General features: G+C 70.9%; 15 protein-coding genes. 11 read left to right on the top strand and 4 right to left on the bottom strand.

The window, feature by feature from the left end:
- Window positions 1-255: 255 nt before the first annotated feature.
- The 3 genes from Q5425_RS09095 to Q5425_RS09085 are packed head-to-tail and all read left to right on the top strand — an operon-like array spanning window position 256 to window position 4,169.
- Entirely contained in the window at window positions 256-1,998 is a 1,743-nt protein-coding gene (locus Q5425_RS09095; protein ID WP_308671675.1) for a hypothetical protein, read from the top strand.
- Window positions 1,995-3,431 (top strand): hypothetical protein, encoded by a 1,437-nt coding sequence (locus Q5425_RS09090; RefSeq protein ID WP_308671674.1) that lies wholly within the window; start codon window positions 1,995-1,997, stop codon window positions 3,429-3,431. The genes Q5425_RS09095 and Q5425_RS09090 overlap by 4 nt, the downstream gene beginning before the upstream one ends.
- 9 nt (window positions 3,432-3,440) lie before the next feature.
- Entirely contained in the window at window positions 3,441-4,169 is a 729-nt protein-coding gene (locus tag Q5425_RS09085) for a lysophospholipid acyltransferase family protein (RefSeq protein WP_308671673.1), read from the top strand.
- On the opposite strand, the gene Q5425_RS09080 is transcribed toward Q5425_RS09085, so the two are convergent.
- Window positions 4,166-4,966, bottom strand: a complete 801-nt coding sequence (locus tag Q5425_RS09080; RefSeq protein ID WP_308671943.1) for an HAD family hydrolase — start codon at window positions 4,964-4,966, stop codon at window positions 4,166-4,168. The two genes, Q5425_RS09085 and Q5425_RS09080, sit on opposite strands and share 4 nt — an antisense overlap.
- 96 nt (window positions 4,967-5,062) lie before the next feature.
- Between Q5425_RS09080 and Q5425_RS09075 the strand changes: the two genes are divergently transcribed.
- A complete protein-coding gene (locus Q5425_RS09075; protein WP_308671672.1) occupies window positions 5,063-5,944 on the top strand; it encodes an LLM class flavin-dependent oxidoreductase in 882 nt (293 codons plus the stop codon).
- A 141-nt stretch (window positions 5,945-6,085) separates the two neighbouring features.
- Here the strand turns inward: Q5425_RS09075 and Q5425_RS09070 are convergent, their stop codons facing one another.
- Window positions 6,086-8,095 (bottom strand): DUF6541 family protein, encoded by a 2,010-nt coding sequence (locus Q5425_RS09070; RefSeq protein WP_308671671.1) that lies wholly within the window; start codon window positions 8,093-8,095, stop codon window positions 6,086-6,088.
- A gap of 79 nt (window positions 8,096-8,174) precedes the next feature.
- Here Q5425_RS09070 and glf point away from each other — a divergent pair, with 79 nt between their 5' ends.
- The 5 genes from glf (at window position 8,175) to Q5425_RS09045 (ending at window position 13,183) form a co-directional block, all read left to right on the top strand.
- Window positions 8,175-9,401 carry a UDP-galactopyranose mutase gene (gene glf, locus Q5425_RS09065; protein ID WP_308671670.1) on the top strand — a complete coding sequence of 409 codons (1,227 nt, stop codon included), beginning with the start codon at window positions 8,175-8,177 and terminating at the stop codon, window positions 9,399-9,401.
- Complete coding sequence (locus Q5425_RS09060; RefSeq protein ID WP_308671669.1) at window positions 9,394-9,912, top strand: phosphatase PAP2 family protein; 519 nt, start codon at window positions 9,394-9,396, stop codon at window positions 9,910-9,912. Before glf ends, Q5425_RS09060 begins: the two co-directional genes overlap by 8 nt.
- Complete coding sequence (locus tag Q5425_RS09055) at window positions 9,909-10,904, top strand: decaprenyl-phosphate phosphoribosyltransferase (RefSeq protein ID WP_308671668.1); 996 nt, start codon at window positions 9,909-9,911, stop codon at window positions 10,902-10,904. Before Q5425_RS09060 ends, Q5425_RS09055 begins: the two co-directional genes overlap by 4 nt.
- A 110-nt stretch (window positions 10,905-11,014) precedes the next feature.
- On the top strand, window positions 11,015-11,590 hold the full coding sequence (locus Q5425_RS09050; protein WP_308671667.1) for a hypothetical protein: 576 nt from the start codon (window positions 11,015-11,017) through the stop codon (window positions 11,588-11,590).
- Window positions 11,591-11,665: 75 nt separating this feature from the next.
- Window positions 11,666-13,183: a glycosyltransferase family 87 protein gene (locus Q5425_RS09045; RefSeq protein ID WP_308671666.1), complete on the top strand. Its 1,518-nt coding sequence runs from the start codon at window positions 11,666-11,668 to the stop codon at window positions 13,181-13,183.
- A gap of 29 nt (window positions 13,184-13,212) precedes the next feature.
- Here Q5425_RS09045 and Q5425_RS09040 read toward each other — a convergent pair whose 3' ends face one another.
- Together Q5425_RS09040 and Q5425_RS09035 are read right to left on the bottom strand one after the other, a co-directional pair.
- A complete protein-coding gene (locus tag Q5425_RS09040; RefSeq protein ID WP_308671665.1) occupies window positions 13,213-13,968 on the bottom strand; it encodes a decaprenylphospho-beta-D-erythro-pentofuranosid-2-ulose 2-reductase in 756 nt (251 codons plus the stop codon).
- Window positions 13,965-15,299, bottom strand: a complete 1,335-nt coding sequence (locus tag Q5425_RS09035; RefSeq protein ID WP_308671942.1) for an FAD-binding oxidoreductase — start codon at window positions 15,297-15,299, stop codon at window positions 13,965-13,967. Before Q5425_RS09035 ends, Q5425_RS09040 begins: the two co-directional genes overlap by 4 nt.
- 161 nt (window positions 15,300-15,460) lie before the next feature.
- On the opposite strand from Q5425_RS09035, the gene Q5425_RS09030 reads away from it, so the two are divergent.
- A complete protein-coding gene (locus Q5425_RS09030; protein ID WP_308671664.1) occupies window positions 15,461-15,928 on the top strand; it encodes a GtrA family protein in 468 nt (155 codons plus the stop codon).
- 8 nt (window positions 15,929-15,936) lie between these two features.
- Window positions 15,937-17,856 carry a glycosyltransferase gene (locus tag Q5425_RS09025; protein ID WP_308671663.1) on the top strand — a complete coding sequence of 640 codons (1,920 nt, stop codon included), beginning with the start codon at window positions 15,937-15,939 and terminating at the stop codon, window positions 17,854-17,856.
- Window positions 17,857-17,859: the final 3 nt, after the last annotated feature.

Raw genomic sequence — 17,859 nt, 5'->3', positions numbered from 1 at the left:
TGGCACCGCCCCGCCGGTCTCGCTCGGGGCGATACCCCGGGCGGCGCTTTTCCGAGACGTCACTTCAACCGTCGGAGGCAACACCCGATCGGGTTATATTGACGGGTGAATATCCCTGCTTGACTGTCGCCGGCGAAGTGCTCCAACCCATTCGGGCAAAGTGACCGGTCCACGGGAAACGCCTCGCCGCCGGCGATCGATAACCTGGCGAAGAGCCGGCCGGGGCGGGTGCGGTGACGACGTGGAGGGGGCCGGGTGGTCTACGCGGTCGTGGTGGCGTGGCTGGTCGTCGCCGCGATCGTGGTGCTGACCTGGAACCGCCTCGACACCGACCGCGGCTGGCGCGGCGTTGTCCTCACCCTCACGCTCGGGCTGTCCCTGCTGCACCAGCTGCTGTTCGCGACCATCACCGAGGACGCGCTCGTCACGTTCCGGTACGCGCAGAACATCGCCGACGGCAACGGGCCGGTCTTCAACCCCGGCGAACGCGTCGAGGGGTACACGAACTTCCTCTGGCTGGTGCTGATCGCCCTTCCGCGGGCCGCGTTCGGCGCGGACGTCCGCGCCGCCGCCGTCGGGCTCGGGGTCCTCGCCGCGCTCGGCTGCGTGCTCCTGTCCTGCTTCCTGGTCAACCGGATCGTCGCCGCGGCCGCACCGGACGGCGCCGAGCCCCGGCCCGCCATCGGGGTGGCCGCCGCGGTGCTCACCGCGAGCGCCGGCGGCCTCGCCGTCTACGGGGCTTCGGGCTCCGAAGTCCCGCTGTTCGTGCTGCTCGTCCTCGCCGTCGGCTACGCGCTCGCCGCGCGCCGGCCGGTGGTCGCCGGGGTGCTCGTCGCCTTCGCCGTGATGACCAGCCCGGAAGGCCTGGTGGTCGCCGTGCTCGCCGGTCTGTGGCTGGCCGGCGCCGCGCTGAAGCGGAAGCACAGCTGGTGGGCACCGGTCGGGTACGTGCTCGGTGCGCTCGTCTTCCTGATTCCCCGGCTGGCCTGGCGCGCGACGTTCTACCAGCACTTCCTCCCCGCGCCGCTGGTCGCGAAGCTCGGCGGCCCGTTCGGCTCGCACCTCGCCGCCGGCTGGCCGTACCTGTCCGGGTTCGCCCTGGCGCACCAGGGTTTCCTGCTGCTCGGCGTGGTCGCCGCGGTCGCGCTGGTGCTGCGGCGCACGCCAGCTGCGGTTCGGGGGGTCCGAGTGGCGGAGCCCCCGGTTGGCACAGCCCGCTCTTCGGGGGTCCGGGTGGCGGAGCCCCCGCTTGTCGCAGCCGTGGAGGGCCGCGCCCTAATTTGGCTGCTGTTCGCGACGAGCGCCGGGCTGGCCGTGGCCGCGGTGCTGATCGGCGGCGACCCCGGGCCGTCGTGGCGGCTGCTGGCCCCGGTGCCGCCGCTGCTGGCCGTGGCCGCCGCGGGGGTGTACGGCGTGCTCGCCGCGGACGTCGCCGGGAAGCCGTCGCCGCAGCCCCGGCCCCTCGCGTCGCGGCTGGTGCCGGTGACCGCCTGCGGACTCGCCGGCATCGCGGTCCTCGTCTCGGTGTTCAGCCCCGAGATGCTCGACCGCGTGCGCGACTGGCGCTCGCACGGCACCGAGCTCGCCGAGATCGGCGGCTGGCTCGGCGACTACCTGCCGCCCGGATCGGTCGTCAGCGCCGCCGCGCCGGGCGCGCTCGCCGACCGCGGCGGGCAGCTGCTCATCATCGACGTCCTCGGCCGCACCGACGACCACATCGCCCGCGAGGGCCGGTACGACGACGGCGTCGCGACCGACTACGACTACGTCGTCAACGGCCGGCGCCCGACCGTCGCCGTGCCCGCCGACGGCGGCTACGCCGATCGCCAGCACTGCGCGATCGACCCGGTGTACGCGGGCAAGTACGAGGTCGCGACGTTCCGCCGCGTCGGCACCCCGTACTGGGTGGCCGTGTACCCGCGGGCAGAACAGGCGAAGGCACTGGTCGCCGACCTCGACAAGGGCCCGGACTTCCGCTACGTACCCTGTCCTTCGTGAAGCTCGAGGCCCCGGACCGGCAGCTGGGCGCGGACGCGCGGCTCGGGATCGGGGTGTTCGGCGCGTCGCTCGCCCTGTTCGTGGTGCGGTTCCTGGTGCCCCGCCCGATCGCGATGTCCAACAACGGCGACGGCGGCCGCGTGCTGTGCGGCGCCGGGATCACCTGGAAGGGCCTGCCCGAGCCGTTCGTCCACCTCGCCTACCCGCCCGCACCGGGAGCGCCGTGCCGGCCGACGTACCTGCTGACGCAGAGCTGGCTCGCGGACCTGGCCGTCCGGATCGGGCGGCTGATCGGCCTCCACGGGACGCTCAGCCTGGTCGTGCTGGGCCTGCTCAGCAGCGTCATCGCCGCGGCGGCGATCACCGCGATCGTGCTCGGCCTGCCGTGCGCGCCGCGGACCCGGCCGGCCGTGGCGGCCGGGCTGCTGCTGGTCGTCGCCGATTCGGCGTTCTTCGGCTACTTCGCCGCGATCCTCGGCGAAGGCGCGGCCTTCCTCGGCCTGCTGCTCGCCGTCGGCGGCCTGCTGCTGACCGCGCGCGAGGGCCGGTGGAGCTACGCGGGCATGGCCGTGACGTTCGTGGGCGGGGTCCTGGCGGTCAACGCGAAGGTCCAGACGCTGACCGTCCTGCCGATCCTCGCGGTCGCGATCCTGCTCGTCCGGCCGGGCGACCTGCGGGGCGTGCGGCGGTGGGCGTCGGCGGCCTTGGTCATCGGGGCCATCGGAGCTGTGACGCTGTACGCGCAGCAGAGCGTCGAGCCGGCGCGCGCCCCCGACGGCACGTACACCGAGTTCCCGGGCGACGACTCGCGCGAGATCAACGCCTCCAACTCGATCTTCCTCAACATCGTCGACGGCAAGCACGACACCCGGGCCGACCTGGCGGAGCTCGGGCTGCCGCCGTCGTTCGCGCAGTACGCGGGCAACGGCTGGTGGCACCCGCACCCGGCCACGATGGACCCGCACTACCCGCAGTACCGCGATCGGATCAGCCGCCGGAACATCGTCACGTACTTCGCGACCCACCCCGGCCGGACCCTGGAGGTCCTCGACCGCGCCGCCACCGACCAGCTCACCGCGCGCCCGGACTACCTCGGCAGCTTCGACCAGAGCGCCGGGTTCCCGCCGCACGCGCAGGAGCACCGGGTGCCGGTGGTGTCGTGGCTGACCGGCCTGATCGCGCCGCTCGGGCTGTTCGCGCTGGTGCCGATCTGGCTGTTCGTGCTGGTCAGGGCCTGGTTGCGGCGGCGGACCGCGCTCGGCGTCGCGTCGGCGTTCCTGTTCGCCGTCTCGGTGACGCAGTTCGGCACGGCGGCGCTCGGCGACGGCATCGAGGGCATCAAGCACCAGTCCGTCGCCCTGTTCGCGATCCTGATCGCCCTCGTTTTGTGTTCTTCCCCGCTGAACCGCCGTTCCGAACCTACGGTCCCGTAACCTTGCCGGATGGCTGACCTGGTTTACCCGCCCGTGATCGGCGCGGCCCGGACGATGTTCCGGGTGCTCGACAACCGCATCCGGATCGAAGGCGCGGAAAACATCCCGCGCCGCGGCGGCGCGGTCATCGCGTGCAACCACGTGAGTTACCTCGACTTCATCTTCTGCGGGCTCGGCGCGCGCCCGGCCAAGCGGCTGACGCGGTTCATGGCGAAGAAGGAGATCTTCGACAACCGCATCGCCGGGCCGCTGATGCGCGGGATGCACCACATCTCCGTCGACCGCTCCGCCGGGCTGGCCTCCTACCGCGAGGCACTCGGGAAGCTGCAGGCGGGCGAGGTCGTCGGCGTCTTCCCCGAAGCCACCATCAGCCGGTCGTTCACCGTCAAGGAGATCAAGTCCGGCGCCGTCCGGATGGCCGCGGCGGCCCACGTCCCGGTCGTGCCGATGGCGCTCTGGGGCACCCAGCGGCTGTGGACGAAGGGCCGTCCGAAGGACCTGACCCGGCGGCACGTGCCGATCTCGATCCTCATCGGCGAGCCGATGCACCCGGCGAAGGGCGACGACTGGGACGTCGTCACGAAGGAGCTGCGCACCCGGATGAGCGCGCTGCTCGAGCGCGCCCAGGCCGAGTACCCGGACCGGCCCGCGTCGGACGAGGACCGCTGGTGGCTGCCCGCCCACCTGGGCGGCACGGCGCCGACCCCGGCCGAAGCGGCCGAGCTCGACCGCCGCTAGAACCAGCGCTCGAGGACCTGCGCGACGCCGTCCTCGCCGGCCGGGCCGGTGACTTCGTCGGCCACCGCGAGCAGCTGCGGGTGCCCGTTCTGCATCGCGACGCCGTGGCCGGCCCAGCGCAGCATCTCGACGTCGTTGGGCATGTCCCCGAAGGCGATCACCTGCTCGGCGTCGACGTCCAGCCGCTCGGCGACGTCGGCGAGGCCGGTCGCCTTGGTGATGCCGTGCGCGGACAGCTCGACCAGCCCGCCCGACGACGAGTACGTCACGTCGACGTCCCGGTCGAACAGCGCGTTGATCGCCGCCGCCATCTCCTCCGACGACATCCCGCGGTGGCTGACCAGCAGCTTGATCGCGGGGTGCCCGAGGACTTCGGCGCGCGGCCCGGTGCGGCCTTCGCCGTCGCCCCACGGGTTGTGGTAGTCCGGCTCGATCACGAAGTTGCGCATGTCGTGGTCCACCGCGCCGGTGCTGACGCGCTCGGTCGCCAGCCGGCAGCCGGGCAGCGCCTTGTCGAGCGCGTGTGCGATGTCGTGCAGCAGGGTGGGCTCGAGCAGGCCGTGCACCTCGATGATCTCTTCGCTGGCGCAGTCGTACAGGACGGCGCCGTTCGCGCACACCGCGTACCCGGTGAGCTCGAGTGGCTTCGCGATCGGGGCGATCCACCGCGGCGGGCGGCCGCTGGCCAGCACGAACGGCACACCGGCCTCGATCGCCCGGCGGACGGCCGCGATCGTGCGGCCGGTGAGGGATTCGGAGGGGCCGAGCAGGGTGCCATCGACGTCGGACGCGATCAACTGGGGTCTCTCCACCCGACCATTGTCCCTGACTCGTTCGGGGGAAGGCTTCCCCGTCCGTGCGACTGCCGGTGGTAACCGATAGCGTCCGGAACTGTGCGAGTAGGCATCGTCATTCTTCCGGAAGATCGTTGGTGGGCCGCCGAGCCGAAATGGCGCGCCGCCGAGGAGTACGGCTTCGACCACGCTTGGACCTATGACCACCTGGGCTGGCGCAACCTGGTCGACGGCCCGTGGTTCTCCGCCATCCCCACCCTGACCGCGGCGGCGATGGTGACGTCCCGCATCCGGCTCGGCACGTTCGTGGCGTCCCCGGTCGCCCGGCACCCCGTGCCCTTCATGCGCGAGCTGAACACCCTCGACGACGTCTCCGACGGACGGCTCGTCCTCGGCGTCGGCGCGGGCGTCGACCACCACCACTACGACGGCGCGGTGCTCGGCGCCCCCGAGCTGACGCCGAAGCAGCGCGTGGACCGCTTCACGGAGTTCGTCGAGGCGCTCGACGGGCTGCTGATGACCGACAAGTTCGACTTCGACGGCGAGTACTACCGGGCCCGCGAGGCCCGCAACCTGCCCGGCCCGGTCCAGCGGCCGCGGCTGCCGTTCGTCGTCGCGGCGAACGGCCCGCGCACGATGACCCTCGCCGCGCGCTTCGGCGCGGGCTGGGTGACCACCGGCAAGGGCGGCGCGACCGCCGACGAGTGGTGGGCCGGCATCAAGCAGCTCACCGAGGTCTTCGACCAGCGGCTGGACGCGGCGGGCCGCGACCGCGCGAGCATCCAGCGCCACCTCAGCCTGGACGCGTCCCCGGTGTTTTCGCTGAGCAGCGTGGAGGCGTTCCGGGATGCGGCAGGCCGGGCGCAAGAGCTGGGCTTCACCGACGTGATCTCGCACTGGCCGCGGTCGTCGTCGCCCTACGAGGGCCGGGAAGCCGTCCTGGAGCAGGTCGCGAGCGACGTCCTGCCGGAGCTCCACTAGTCCGAACGAGTGACATTGGGGCGATCGGGAAACCGATTGTCGTTCCTGTGGCGTCGGTACTTGCAGACGACCGAGATCGCCCCGGGGGGGGTGCGGGGGCCCTCGTGGTCGCGGCGGGGGAGCCGCGGCCACGAGGGCGTTCTACTTCACGATCCGGTAGATGACCGCACCCGGGTTCCGGTACACGACGTTCAGGAAGTCGTGCCCGTCCAGGTGCTGCAGGCCCCGCGCGATGGGCGTGTCCCGGCGGATGGTGCCGCTGCCCACCAGCACGTAGTGGACGTCGAGTCGTTGAACGGCCGCGCGCACCTGCGGGTCGCTGTCGTAGTCGGCGAAGTGCTGGGCCAGGTACAGCGCGTCCGGCGGCGCCACGCCCGCGTCGTAGTGGCCGGCCACCGGGTGCACGCCGGTCAGGGCGTACATCCAGGCCGTGCCGTCGAGCCGGTCGTTGAGCACCTTCTGGTCGGCGGGGATGCCGAGCGTGCCGAGGTGGTCCATCGCGTCGATCTCGTCCTGGCTGACCGGCGGGACCGTTTCGCCGGGCAGGCCGTTGTAGTAGAGCAGCGACACCGTCTTGGCGTTGGCCGCGCGGTAGAACCCGCCGGTCAGCACGCCCATCGCGACGACCAGCAGCACCGCCGTCGCCAGCCCGACGCGGCCGGTCAGCCACGGCCGCGCCCGCACCCAGGCGCGTGCGCTCGCGAGCTTCGCCAGCCACTGCTGGGCCTCGCTCATGCCGTGGGCGGCGAGCAGGCACATCGGGATCGACGCCAGCGCCATCAGCCGGAACCGGTCGTTCCACCAGGGCCGCGACAGGCTGATCACCCAGTCTTCGCCGCCGAAGCACGCGACGACCACGAACAATGCCGACAGCGCGAGCGCCGAGAGCACCAGCCAGCGCATCTGCCGCAGCCGCGCCAGCGTGAACACGCCGATGGCGAGGAACACCGTCAGCCAGATCTGCGGCACCGGCAGTACCTGCTTGAACGTCGCCAGCATGGCCAGCGCCTTCCACACCGGCATGTGCGAGCCCCAGGCGTGGTACGGGTACGCGCCGGACGTGAAGCCGATCGCGCCGAGGATCATCGGCGCGGCCAGCAGCCCGGCCGCCACCATCACCGGCACCACCCGCAGGACGTCGCCGCCGACGACCCGCCAGGCCCGCTTGGCGTCGGGGACGCCGTCGACGCGGCGGCCGCGCAGTGCGCGGTACCAGCGCTGCACCACCAGCGGGAAGGCGAACAGGATCGCCCCGAACAGCGCGCTCGAGTGCGCGGCGAGCAGGCCGGTCGCGCTCAGTGCCAGCACCGCGCCGGTGCCGACGCCCGGCCGCACGACGAACCGCTGCAGCGCGACCACCGCCAGCGGCGTCAGCACGATGCCGAGCGCAAACGGCAGCAGCCCGCTGGACACCGACTCGTACGCCCCGGTCGTCGCGCCGCCCGCGACCAGCGCGGCGCTGCCGGCGAACACCGCGCGGCCGCCGAGCTGGCGCACCAGCGCGGCCATGGCCAGCGCGAACAGCCCGGCGATCGGCATCGTGATCGCGTTGAGCGTGACCGGGATCGACGTCCCCGACAGCTCGTAGACCAGGGCGCCGGCCAGGTGGTAGGCGTTCGGGTAGAAGGAGCCGTCGGGGTACCAGTTGATGGTGCCCATGCCGGTCAGGGAGCCGTCGCCGGTCTCGGCGATGTAGCGGATGCCGTTCGCGTGGAACACGGTGTCCCAGCGCTGGAACACCGCCGTCGTCCCGCCGCGGCCGGAGACGACGACGGCGATCGACACGGCGACGGCGATCGCGACGCAGGCGCCCACGGCGAAGTGGGCCCGCCGCGTCCACGGCACCGCGGGCTCCTCGGCACCCGGCGTGAGCCAGCCGCGCGCGGTCGCCAGGCGGCGCAGGCCGTAGAGCACGGCGGCGAGCAGCAGGGTGACCGCGGCGACGCTGAGCGAGCCGTACGGGATGTGCGCGATGGCCAGCCAGGGACCGGCCAGGCCGGTGATGGCGTAGCTGAGCAGCGGCGCGAGCCCGGCGAGGGCCCAGCCGCGCAGGCCGGCGGCCCACCCGACGACCCCGCCGGGGACCGCCAGCACGGCCAGGTAGGTGGCCACCGCGGCGAAGTAGCTCCAGAAGTCCTCGGGTGCAGGCACTGCTTTCCAGGTGTGTCGTAGGCCGAAATGTGATAGTCGGGTGCGGGCCGTGTGACCGACCTGCGTACCCTCGACGCCCGTGAGCGCGCACACGAACCCCGCACAGATTACTGAAGACGATTTCGCAGGTTACGACCTCATCGTCGTCGGGTCCGGTTTCTTCGGCTTGACCGTCGCCGAACGGGCCGCGGCCGAGCTCGGCAAGAAGGTCCTGATCCTCGAGCGGCGCAGCCACCTCGGCGGCAACGCGTACTCGGAGCCGGACCCGGAGACCGGGATCGAGGTGCACAAGTACGGGGCGCACCTGTTCCACACGTCGAACAAGCGCGTGTGGGAGTACGTGAACCGGTTCACCGAGTTCACGAACTACCAGCACCGGGTGTTCGCGCGGGTCAAGGACCAGGTCTACTCGTTCCCGATGAACCTGGCCCTGATCAACCAGTTCTTCGGCAAGTCCCACACCCCGGACGAGGCGCGCGAGCTCATCGCCAAGCAGTCGTCGGAGTTCGAGACCAGCGCCGCGCAGAACCTCGAGGAGAAGGCCATCTCGCTGGTCGGCCGTCCCCTCTACGAGGCGTTCATCCGCGGGTACACCGCGAAGCAGTGGGAGAACGACCCCAAGAACCTGGGCGAGAACATCATCACGCGCCTGCCGGTCCGCTACAACTTCGACAACCGGTACTTCAACGACACCTACGAGGGCCTGCCCGTCAACGGGTACACCGCGTGGCTCGAGAAGATGGCCGAGCACGAGAACATCGAGATCCGGCTCAACGTCGACTACTTCGACGTGCGCGAGCACATCCCGGCGGGCACCCCGACCGTCTACACCGGGCCCCTGGACCGCTACTTCGGCTACTCGGCGGGCCGGTTCACCTGGCGCACCGTCGACTTCGAGTCCGAGGTGATGAGTGACTGCGGTGATTTTCAAGGCACCTCGGTCGTCAACTACAACGACCAGGAAGTCCCCTACACGCGGATCATCGAGTTCCGGCACTTCCACCCGGAGCGGGACTACCCGAAGGACAAGACGGTCATCTTCCGCGAGTACTCCCGCTTCGCGGGCGAGGAAGACGAGCCGTACTACCCGATCAACACGCCGGAGAACCGCGAGAAGCTCGAGGCCTACCGCGAGCTGGCCAAGGTCGAGGCCCGCGAGAAGAACGTGCTGTTCGGCGGCCGGCTCGGCACCTACAAGTACCTCGACATGCACATGGCCATCGGCTCGGCGCTGTCGGCGTTCGACAACAAGATCGCCCCGCACCTGACCGACGGCGCGCCGCTCGACGGGTCCCTCGATGCTTGAGAAGGGGCAGTCCACCGGAGAGGTGGCGGTCCTGGCCAAGGCGCAGGGCTTTCTGAAGAGTGAAGCTTCGGTGAAAGCCGCGCGCGGGCTTTCGCACTTCGGCGAGCACAGCGCCGGGTGGTTCGCCCTCGGCCTGATCGGAGCCGCGGTCGACAAGGAGCGGCGCAAGGACTGGCTGGTCGCCTCGGTGGGTGTCGTCGGTGCGCACGCCGCGTCGATCGCGGTGAAACGCGTGGTCAGGCGGCCCCGACCGGACCACCCGAGCGTGGAGGTACTGGTCGGCACGCCGAGCAAGCTGAGCTTCCCGTCGTCGCACGCGACGTCCACGACGGCGGCGGCGGTGCTCTACTCCGGATTGACCGGGCGTAACCTGGTGCCCGCCCTGGTACCGCCGATGCTGGCCTCGAGGCTCGTGCTCGGCGTTCACTATCCGACAGACGTTTTGGCCGGTGCAGCTCTCGGGGGGCTCGTCGGTGGTCTGATACGACGGAAGCTGAAGAAGAACCCATGAGCGAGACGACCGAGCAGCGCAACAGCGACGAAGCGGCCGTGACTCCTGAGGCACCGGAGACCCCGGTGACGGTGAAGTCCTCGGAGGCGACCACGGCGACCGCCACCCGCGGGCCGTTGGGCCTGGTCGGCGGCGTCCTCAAGACGGCGCGGCCGCGCCAGTGGGTGAAGAACGTCCTGGTCTTCGCGGCCCCGTTCTTCGCGTTCTCGAAGTCGACCGACCGCACGGGCCTGCTGCTCGACGCGATCGTCGCCTTCGTGGCGTTTTCGCTGGTGGCGAGCTCGGTCTACCTCATCAACGACGCGATCGACGTCGAGGCCGACCGGGCCCACCCGACCAAGCGCAACCGGCCGATCGCGGCCGGGCTCGTGCCGGTCCCCGTCGCGTACGGGGCCGCGGTCGTGTTCTTCCTGGCCGGCCTCGGCGTGTCGTTCCTGGCCAGCTGGCAGCTGGCGGTCGTGCTGGGGGTCTACGAGGCCGTCCAGCTCGGTTACTGCTTCGGCCTCAAGCACCAGCCGGTGGTCGACCTGGCCATCGTCGGCTCGGGCTTCCTGATGCGTTCGATCGCCGGTGGTGTCGCGGGCGGTATCGCCCTTTCGCAGTGGTTCCTGCTGGTCACGGCGTTCGGCTCGCTGTTCATGGTGGCCGGCAAGCGCTACGCGGAGATCATGCTGTTCGAGCGCACCGGCGCGAAGATCCGCTCGTCGCTGAAGAAGTATTCGGCCAGCTACCTGCGGTTCGTCTGGGCGACGTCGGCGGCGATCCTGATCATGTCGTACTGCCTGTGGGCGTTCGAGATCCGCCAGACCGAGCACAACTCGGTGTGGGCGCTCATCTCGATGGTCCCGTTCCTGGTGGCGGTGCTCCGCTACGCCGTCGACGTCGACGGCGGCATCGCGGGCGAGCCCGAGGAGATCGCGCTCAAGGACCGCATCCTGCAGGTGCTCGGCGCGACCTGGGTGATCACGCTGTTCCTGGCGTTCTACCTGTGAGCTCTCATGGCGGATCGACAGGTTCGCTTCAGGTGACACACAGCTGACCGGCGCACCCTGAGGTGGTGGGGGCGGGCACTGCGCCCGTCCCCGTGACCACAGGAGCGACGATGAACGACCAGCCGCGCGAGGAGAAGCCCCCGTCCGGGGCCGACCAACCAACGGCCGAACAGCCAACGGCCGCCCACGGCACACCGACCGAGCCCGAGCTTTCACGTGAAAGCTCGGGTCCCGACCCCGCACTTTCACGTGAAAGTGCGGCGGGCGGGACGGCGGGTGCGGGCCAGGCGTCCGGGGCCGGCGCGGCCGACCAGACCGCTGTCCACGGCCAGCAGCCGCCGCCCGCGCCGCCGACTCCGCAGCTCTCGCAGCCCGGCCCCGGCCAGGCCTACGCCGCCTGGGGGCCGCAGGCGGCCCCACGGCAGCCCGGCGGCTTCCGGCGGTTCGTCGGCCACCGGGCCACCCAGCTCGTCGGGGTCGGCGTGCTCGGCCTGCTCGTCGGCGGCGGCATCGTCGGTGGCATCGCGGCCGCCACCCACCACGGTCCGCGCGACGGCCGGCCCGGCATCCACCGCCAGTACGACGGCCCGAACGGCAACCAGGGCTTCAACGGCCGTGGTCCCGGCTTCGGCGGCCGGGGAAACACCGGCAACACCGGCAACTCCGGCTCGGGGGACGGCATCTGATCGCCGACTGTGGCCTGGGCCACCCCTACCCGGCTCAGATCACAAAAGCATCACGGGCGAGGTATGGTGTCCCGGATGCGAAGCGCCTCCGCAGAACTCCCCCAAGCCGTCCGTGCGCTGCCGGCGGCCGGTCCGGTCGCCCGCTCGTGGGCCCTGCCCGCGGGGGCCGCGGCCGCTTCCGCACTGGTGTTCGCCCTGGTCAGCAGCCATCTCATCGATGACACCTACATCACGCTGTCCTACGCGAAGAACCTCGCCTTCCACGGCCACTGGGGCCTGATCGAACAGGGGACGGCGAACACCGCGACGTCGCCGCTGAACGTGCTGGCCCTCGGCGCGGTCACGTTCGTCGTGCGCGACGCCGTGTTCGCCGCCGGGGTTGTGTTCGTCGCCGCGCAGGTGCTGCTCGTGCTGGGCCTGCGCCGCGTGGGCGAGCGCGCCGGCCTGCCCGCGGCGTTCGCGCCGCTGACGTTCGGGCTCCTGCTGGTGAACCCGCTGCTGCTGTCCTCGATCGGGCTGGAGGTGGCGCTCGGCGCCGCCGGTGTCGTGTGGACGCTGGTCTACGCGGGGGAGCGGCAGCCGGGGCGGCTGGGTGTCGTCGTCGGGCTGCTCGCGCTCGTCCGGATCGACCTGCTGCTGATCGCCGCGGTGCTGTTCGCGGCCCGGCGCGAGTTCTGGACCGGGATCTGGCGGACGGCGTTCGCGGCGCTCGCCGTGACGCTGCCCTGGTTCGGGTTCAGCTGGGTGGTGCTCGGCTCGGCCGTGCCGGACACGCTCGTGATCAAGATCAGCCAGCAGGCGTGGGGCCCGTTCAGCTTCACCAACGGCCCGCTGCTGTACTGGCGCAACTTCCCGGCCGCGGCCACACTTTCGTTCCTGCCGCTGCTGCTCGCGGGCGTGGCCGCGGTGGCCTGGATCGCCCACTTCCGCCGTGGCTCGGAGACGGCCCGCCGCCTGACGCCGTTCGCGGCGCTCGCCGTCGGGGGCGCGCTGCACTACGTGGCGTACAGCCGGCTCGGCGTGCCGCCGTACCACTGGTACTACGCGCCGAGCATCATCTGCGCGACGATCTTCCTCGCCGCCTGCGCTTCAGCGGTCCCAGAGCGGGTGCGGCGCGGGACGTGGACGCTGGCCGGAGCGGCGCTCGCGGCGAGCGTCGCGGTGTACGCGCTGCCGGGCGTCCCCCGCCAGTTCGCGCCGATCACGAGCAACCACGCGTCGACGACGGAGTACCGCGAGATCGGCCACGAGCTGGCGGCGATCGCGCACGGCCGCAAGGTCGAGACGGCGGGCGAGGTCGGCGCGCTGGCGTACGCGTGCGACTGCGAGCTGGTCGACGAGTTCTCCGACCGCGGCGCGGTCGACCCGGCGATCACCGAGACCAAGCGCCGCAGCGACGATCTCGGCCGCGCGCTGCTGGAAGCCAACTTCCACAACTTCGACCACAGCGTCGCCCCGATCAGCCCGGACCTGGTCCTGGCGACGACCCGCCGCGCACCCCCGCCGGCCGCGCTGGCGAGCTGGCACATCGACTCGCCGTGGATGGGCAGCCAGAACCTCTACCTGGTGCCCGCCCACGCCGTCGGCGGCTGAGCGCTTCAGGCCCGACAGCCGGGAAAGGCTCAGATCGGGAGCTTGCGGAAGATCGGCCGCGGGACGTGCCGCAGCGCCGACATCACCAGCCGGAACTGCGCCGGCGCCCACACCAGGTCCTTGCCCGCGCGGGCCGCGCCGACGGCGATTTCCGCGACCTGCTCGGCCGTCTGCGCCAGCGGAGCGTCCTTCAGGCCCTCGGTCATCTTCGTCTTGACGTGACCCGGACGGACGACCGTCACCTGCACCCCAAAAGGCGCGAGGGCCTCGCCGAGGCCCAGGTAGAAGCCGTCGAAACCGGCCTTGGTGGAGCCGTAGACGAAGTTGGAGCGCCGGACGCGCTCGCCGGCCACCGACGACAGCGCGATCACCGTGCCGTGGCCCTGGGCCTTGAGCTTCTCCGACAGCGCGACGCCGACCGACACCGCGGCGGTGTAGTTCACGGTCGCCAGCTCGACGGCCTTCGTGTGGTCCTGCCAGACCTCTTCGGGGTCGCCGAGCAGGCCGAACGCCACGACCGCGACGTCGATGTCGCCGCCCTCGAACGCCTTGGCCAGCACGCCGGGGTGCGCCGCCGTGTCCTTCGCGTCGAAGTCCACAGTGGACACCTCGGCGCCGCGGTCCTTCAGGCGCTGGGCGGCGGCGTCGAGCCGCGGCGAGGGCCGGGCGGCCAGCACGACCCGCAGCGGCTTCTCGGCCAGGTACTTCTCGGCGATCGCCAGCGCGATGTCGGACGTGCCGCCGAGCAGGAGCAGGGATTGGGGGTTGCCCACCGCGTCGATCACAGTTCGAGCCTCCGGCTCATGTCAGAGGCGAAAACGCCTTCGGGGTCGATGGATGCGCGTACCTTGCGCCACTCTTCGAGCCGCGGGTACATCTTCGCGAACGTCTCGGGCGAGGTGCGCGAGTCCTTCGCGGTGTAGAGCCGCCCGCCCAGCGCCAGGACGTCTTCGTCGAGCTCCTGGCAGAACCGGCTCAGGCCGTCCTTGATCGGGAAGTCGACGCAGACCATCCAGCCCGGGTGCGGGAACGACAGCGGCGCCGCGTTGCCCTCGCCCATGCGCTTGAAGACGTTGAGGAAGGACACGTGCCCCGACTCGGCGATCTTCCGGACGATGTTCCGCAGCGGCTCGTGCGCGTTCAGCGGCGTCGAGAACTGGTACTGCAGGAAGCCCTTCGAGCCGTAGGCCCGGTTCCACTCGCCGAACATGTCGAGCGGGTGGTAGAAGGCGGTCAGGTTCTGGATGACGCCGCGGGCGTCCTTCGGCGTCTTCCGGTAGTACAGCTCGCCGATCGTGCCGAAGGTCAGCTTGTTCGCGAGGCCGTTCGGGAAGATGTCCGGCAGCGTCGCCAGCTGCGGCGCGTCGAACTTCAGCGGGTTCGCCCGCAGCTTCGGCGGCAGTTCGTCCAGCTTGGCGAGCGAGCCGCGGCCGAAGGCGGCGCGGCCCAGCTTCGCGCCGGTGGAGATCGTGTCGAACCACGCCGACGAGTACGTGTAGTTGTCGTCGGAGCCGTTGCTGACCAGTTCCAGGGTCTCGTCGAGGTTGTTCGTGCGCTCGTTGTCCGCGATGAAGTACGCGGTCTCGGTCTTCGTCATCCGGATCGTGGCCCGGACGATGATGCCGGTCAGGCCGATGCCGGCCACGGTCGCCCAGAACAGCTCGGCGTCCGGGCCCTCCGGCGTCAGCGTGCGGATCTGCCCGTCGGCGGTGATCAGGTCCATCGACACGACGTGGTTGCCGAAGCTGCCCGCGCTGTGGTGGTTCTTGCCGTGGATGTCGTTGGCGATCGCGCCGCCGATCGTCACCTGGCGCGTGCCGGGCAGCACCGGGACCCACAGGCCGTACGGGAGCGCCTCGCGCATCAGCTGGTCGAGGCTGACGCCGGCGTCGAGGTCGACGAGCGCGCTGTCCGGGTCGATCGAGTGGATCCGGTTCAGTGCCGTCATGTCGACGACGAGGCCGCCGGCGTTCTGCGCCGGGTCGCCGTAGGACCGGCCGAGGCCGCGGGCGATGACGCCGCGTGCACCGGCCTGGGCCACGGCGCGCGCGATGGTCTCGACGTCCGGCGTGGTCAGGACGTCGGCCGTGGTCGGTGCCGTCCGCGCCCAGCCCATGAGCGTGCGACGCTGTGTGTTGGGTACGTGGGTCACCCGACCAGGGTAGCCACGCCGACCGACGCCCGGAACGTGACCCTGAAGTGCTCGTCTCTACACTTTGCGCATCAAGGCACAAGCGCCCGCGCGGGTGACCATGACTCAGGCAACGAGGTAACGCAGTGGTGGCGACCGATCCGCAAGCCGACATGACGGCTGCTCAGTCCTCCCCTGGACTGCTGGGCCAGCTCATCCGCTTCGCCCTGGTCGGGGGCTTCTGCGCCCTGGTCGACCTGGGCACCTACACGCTGCTGACCCAGGTGGCCGGGATGGCCACCTCACCGTGGGTCGACATCGCTCGCGCTATCAGTTTCATCGTGGGCACGACCACGGCGTTCTTCCTGAACCGGAAGTTCACCTTCGCCGGCGGCCGCCGCGACGGCAAGGCGCAGATCGGCTCGTTCGTCCTGCTCTACACCGTGACGTTCTTCGTCGCGGTCGGGGTGAACCAGCTCATGCTGCAGGTCCTGCCGGAGTCCGCGTGGCAGCACACGCTGTGCTGGGCCGTGTCCCAGGCCACCGCCACCGTGATCAACTTCGTCATGCTCAAGTGGGTCGTCTTCCGCGAGCCGTCGACCGAGGAGAACTGAGGAACTCAATGCCCGGTAAAACAGCAACCCCGGCGCCGACCACCACTGCCGGCGCGGCCGCCGAGACGCGGTTCACCGAGCACACTCCGCAGGGCCGCCTGACGGCGCAGCGCGGGCTCTACGCCGGCCCCGCCCCGATCGTCAGCAAGGACCTGTACGCCGAGCTCGAGTGGGGCGCGGCCGTGCGGGAACGTGCGTCGATCACCCTCGAGCCCGCCTCCAAGGTGTCGGGCAACACCTACTTCGGCCGGTTCCCGGCCAGCTACTGGCAGCGCTGGACGACGGTGACCGAGGTCTCGGTCGAGGCCGTCGTCACCGGCACCGGCCTGCTGTCCATGGGCGCTTCCGACGTCGAGGGCGAGCCCCGCGTGGTGGCCGCCGAGCAGGTCAAGGACGCCAAGCAGGCGAAGGTGTCGCTGACCGGCAAGCTCGACAAGTTCTACGACGGCGGCGCGCTCTGGCTCGACCTCGAGACCGAGGGCGGCCAGACGCTGCGCGTCGAGCAGGTCCGCTGGACCGTCGACGCCCCGGAGAAGATCCGCCCGACCGCGGTGACCATCTGCACGATGAACCGCGCCGACGACTGCCTGAAGAACCTCCAGGCCCTCGCCGCGGACGTCTCCTCGCTGGAGACCCTGGACGCGATCTACGTCGCCGACCAGGGCACCGACCTCGTCGAGTCCCGCGAGGGCTTCGAGCAGGTCGCCAAGGACCTCGCCGACAAGCTGCACTACATCAAGCAGCCGAACCTCGGCGGCGCCGGCGGCTTCACCCGCGGCCTCTTCGAGGTGGCCGGGCACACCGCCACCGAGCACGCGAACGTCCTGTTCATGGACGACGACGTCCTGCTCGAGCCGGACCTGGTGATCCGGATGACGGCGTTCTCCAACCGCGCCGCCAACCCGATCATCGTCGGCGGCCAGATGCTGAACCTGTTCCACCCGAACCAGCTGCACGTCGGCGCCGAGTACGCCCGGCTCAACACGCTCGAGCCCGGCCAGCCGGTCGAGCACTCGCTGTCCACCGCCGACCTGCTCGGCGTGGACGAGGAGACGCTGAAGCCGAACCGCCAGGAGCGCCGTCTCGACGCCGGCTACAACGGCTGGTGGTCGTGCCTGATCCCCTACGAGGTCGTCCAGGCCACCGGCTACCCGCTGCCGTTCTTCTTCCAGTGGGACGACGCCGAGTACTCCTACCGGGCCCGCGCGCACGGTTTCCCGACCGTCACCCTGCCGGGTGCGGGCGTGTGGCACGCGGACTTCCACATGAAGGACTGGGACGAGTGGCACCGGTACTTCAACCTGCGCAACTCGATCATCACCGCCGCCCTGCACTCGCCGTTCAACCTGAACCTGCTCTCGCGGGTGCTGATCGCGCAGCTGGTGCGCTACCTGCTCGGTATGCAGTACGGCCTGTCGGCGACGCTGATCAAGGCCGTCGAGGACTTCCTGAAGGGCCCGGAGATCCTGCGTGACGGCGGGGTCGACGCGATGAAGGAGATCCGCCGCATCCGCGACGAGTACCCGGAGACCAAGCGCCACAAGGCGACCGACGTCCCGGGCATCGCGTCCAACGACATCGGCATCATCAACAGCGCGCCGCGGCCCAGCATGCAGCGCCTGGTGCTGATCAAGCGCGTCCTCGACCGGGTGCTCGGCCGCAGCCGCTTCGGGCTCGGCGCGGTGCCGATCGACGAGGCGAACTGGTGGCACATCGCGCTGTTCGACACGGCGGTGGTCACCGACGCGAGCCAGGAAGGCGTCCGCGTCCGCTCCTACGACCGCGTGAAGATGTTCGCGCTGGCCAAGCAGGGCGCGAAGGTCGTCCAGCGGCTGCGCAAGGAAGGCGCCGCGGTGCAGGAGCAGTACAAGCGCGCCATGCCGGAGCTCACCTCGCGTGAGAACTGGAAGCGCCTGTACAAGCTCTGAGGC

The organism is Amycolatopsis sp. A133 (assembly GCF_031082405.1).
GTDB lineage: Bacteria > Actinomycetota > Actinomycetes > Mycobacteriales > Pseudonocardiaceae > Amycolatopsis.
Note: the sequence above shows the minus strand (reverse complement) of the source record. Positions and strands in the feature narration are given on the sequence as shown.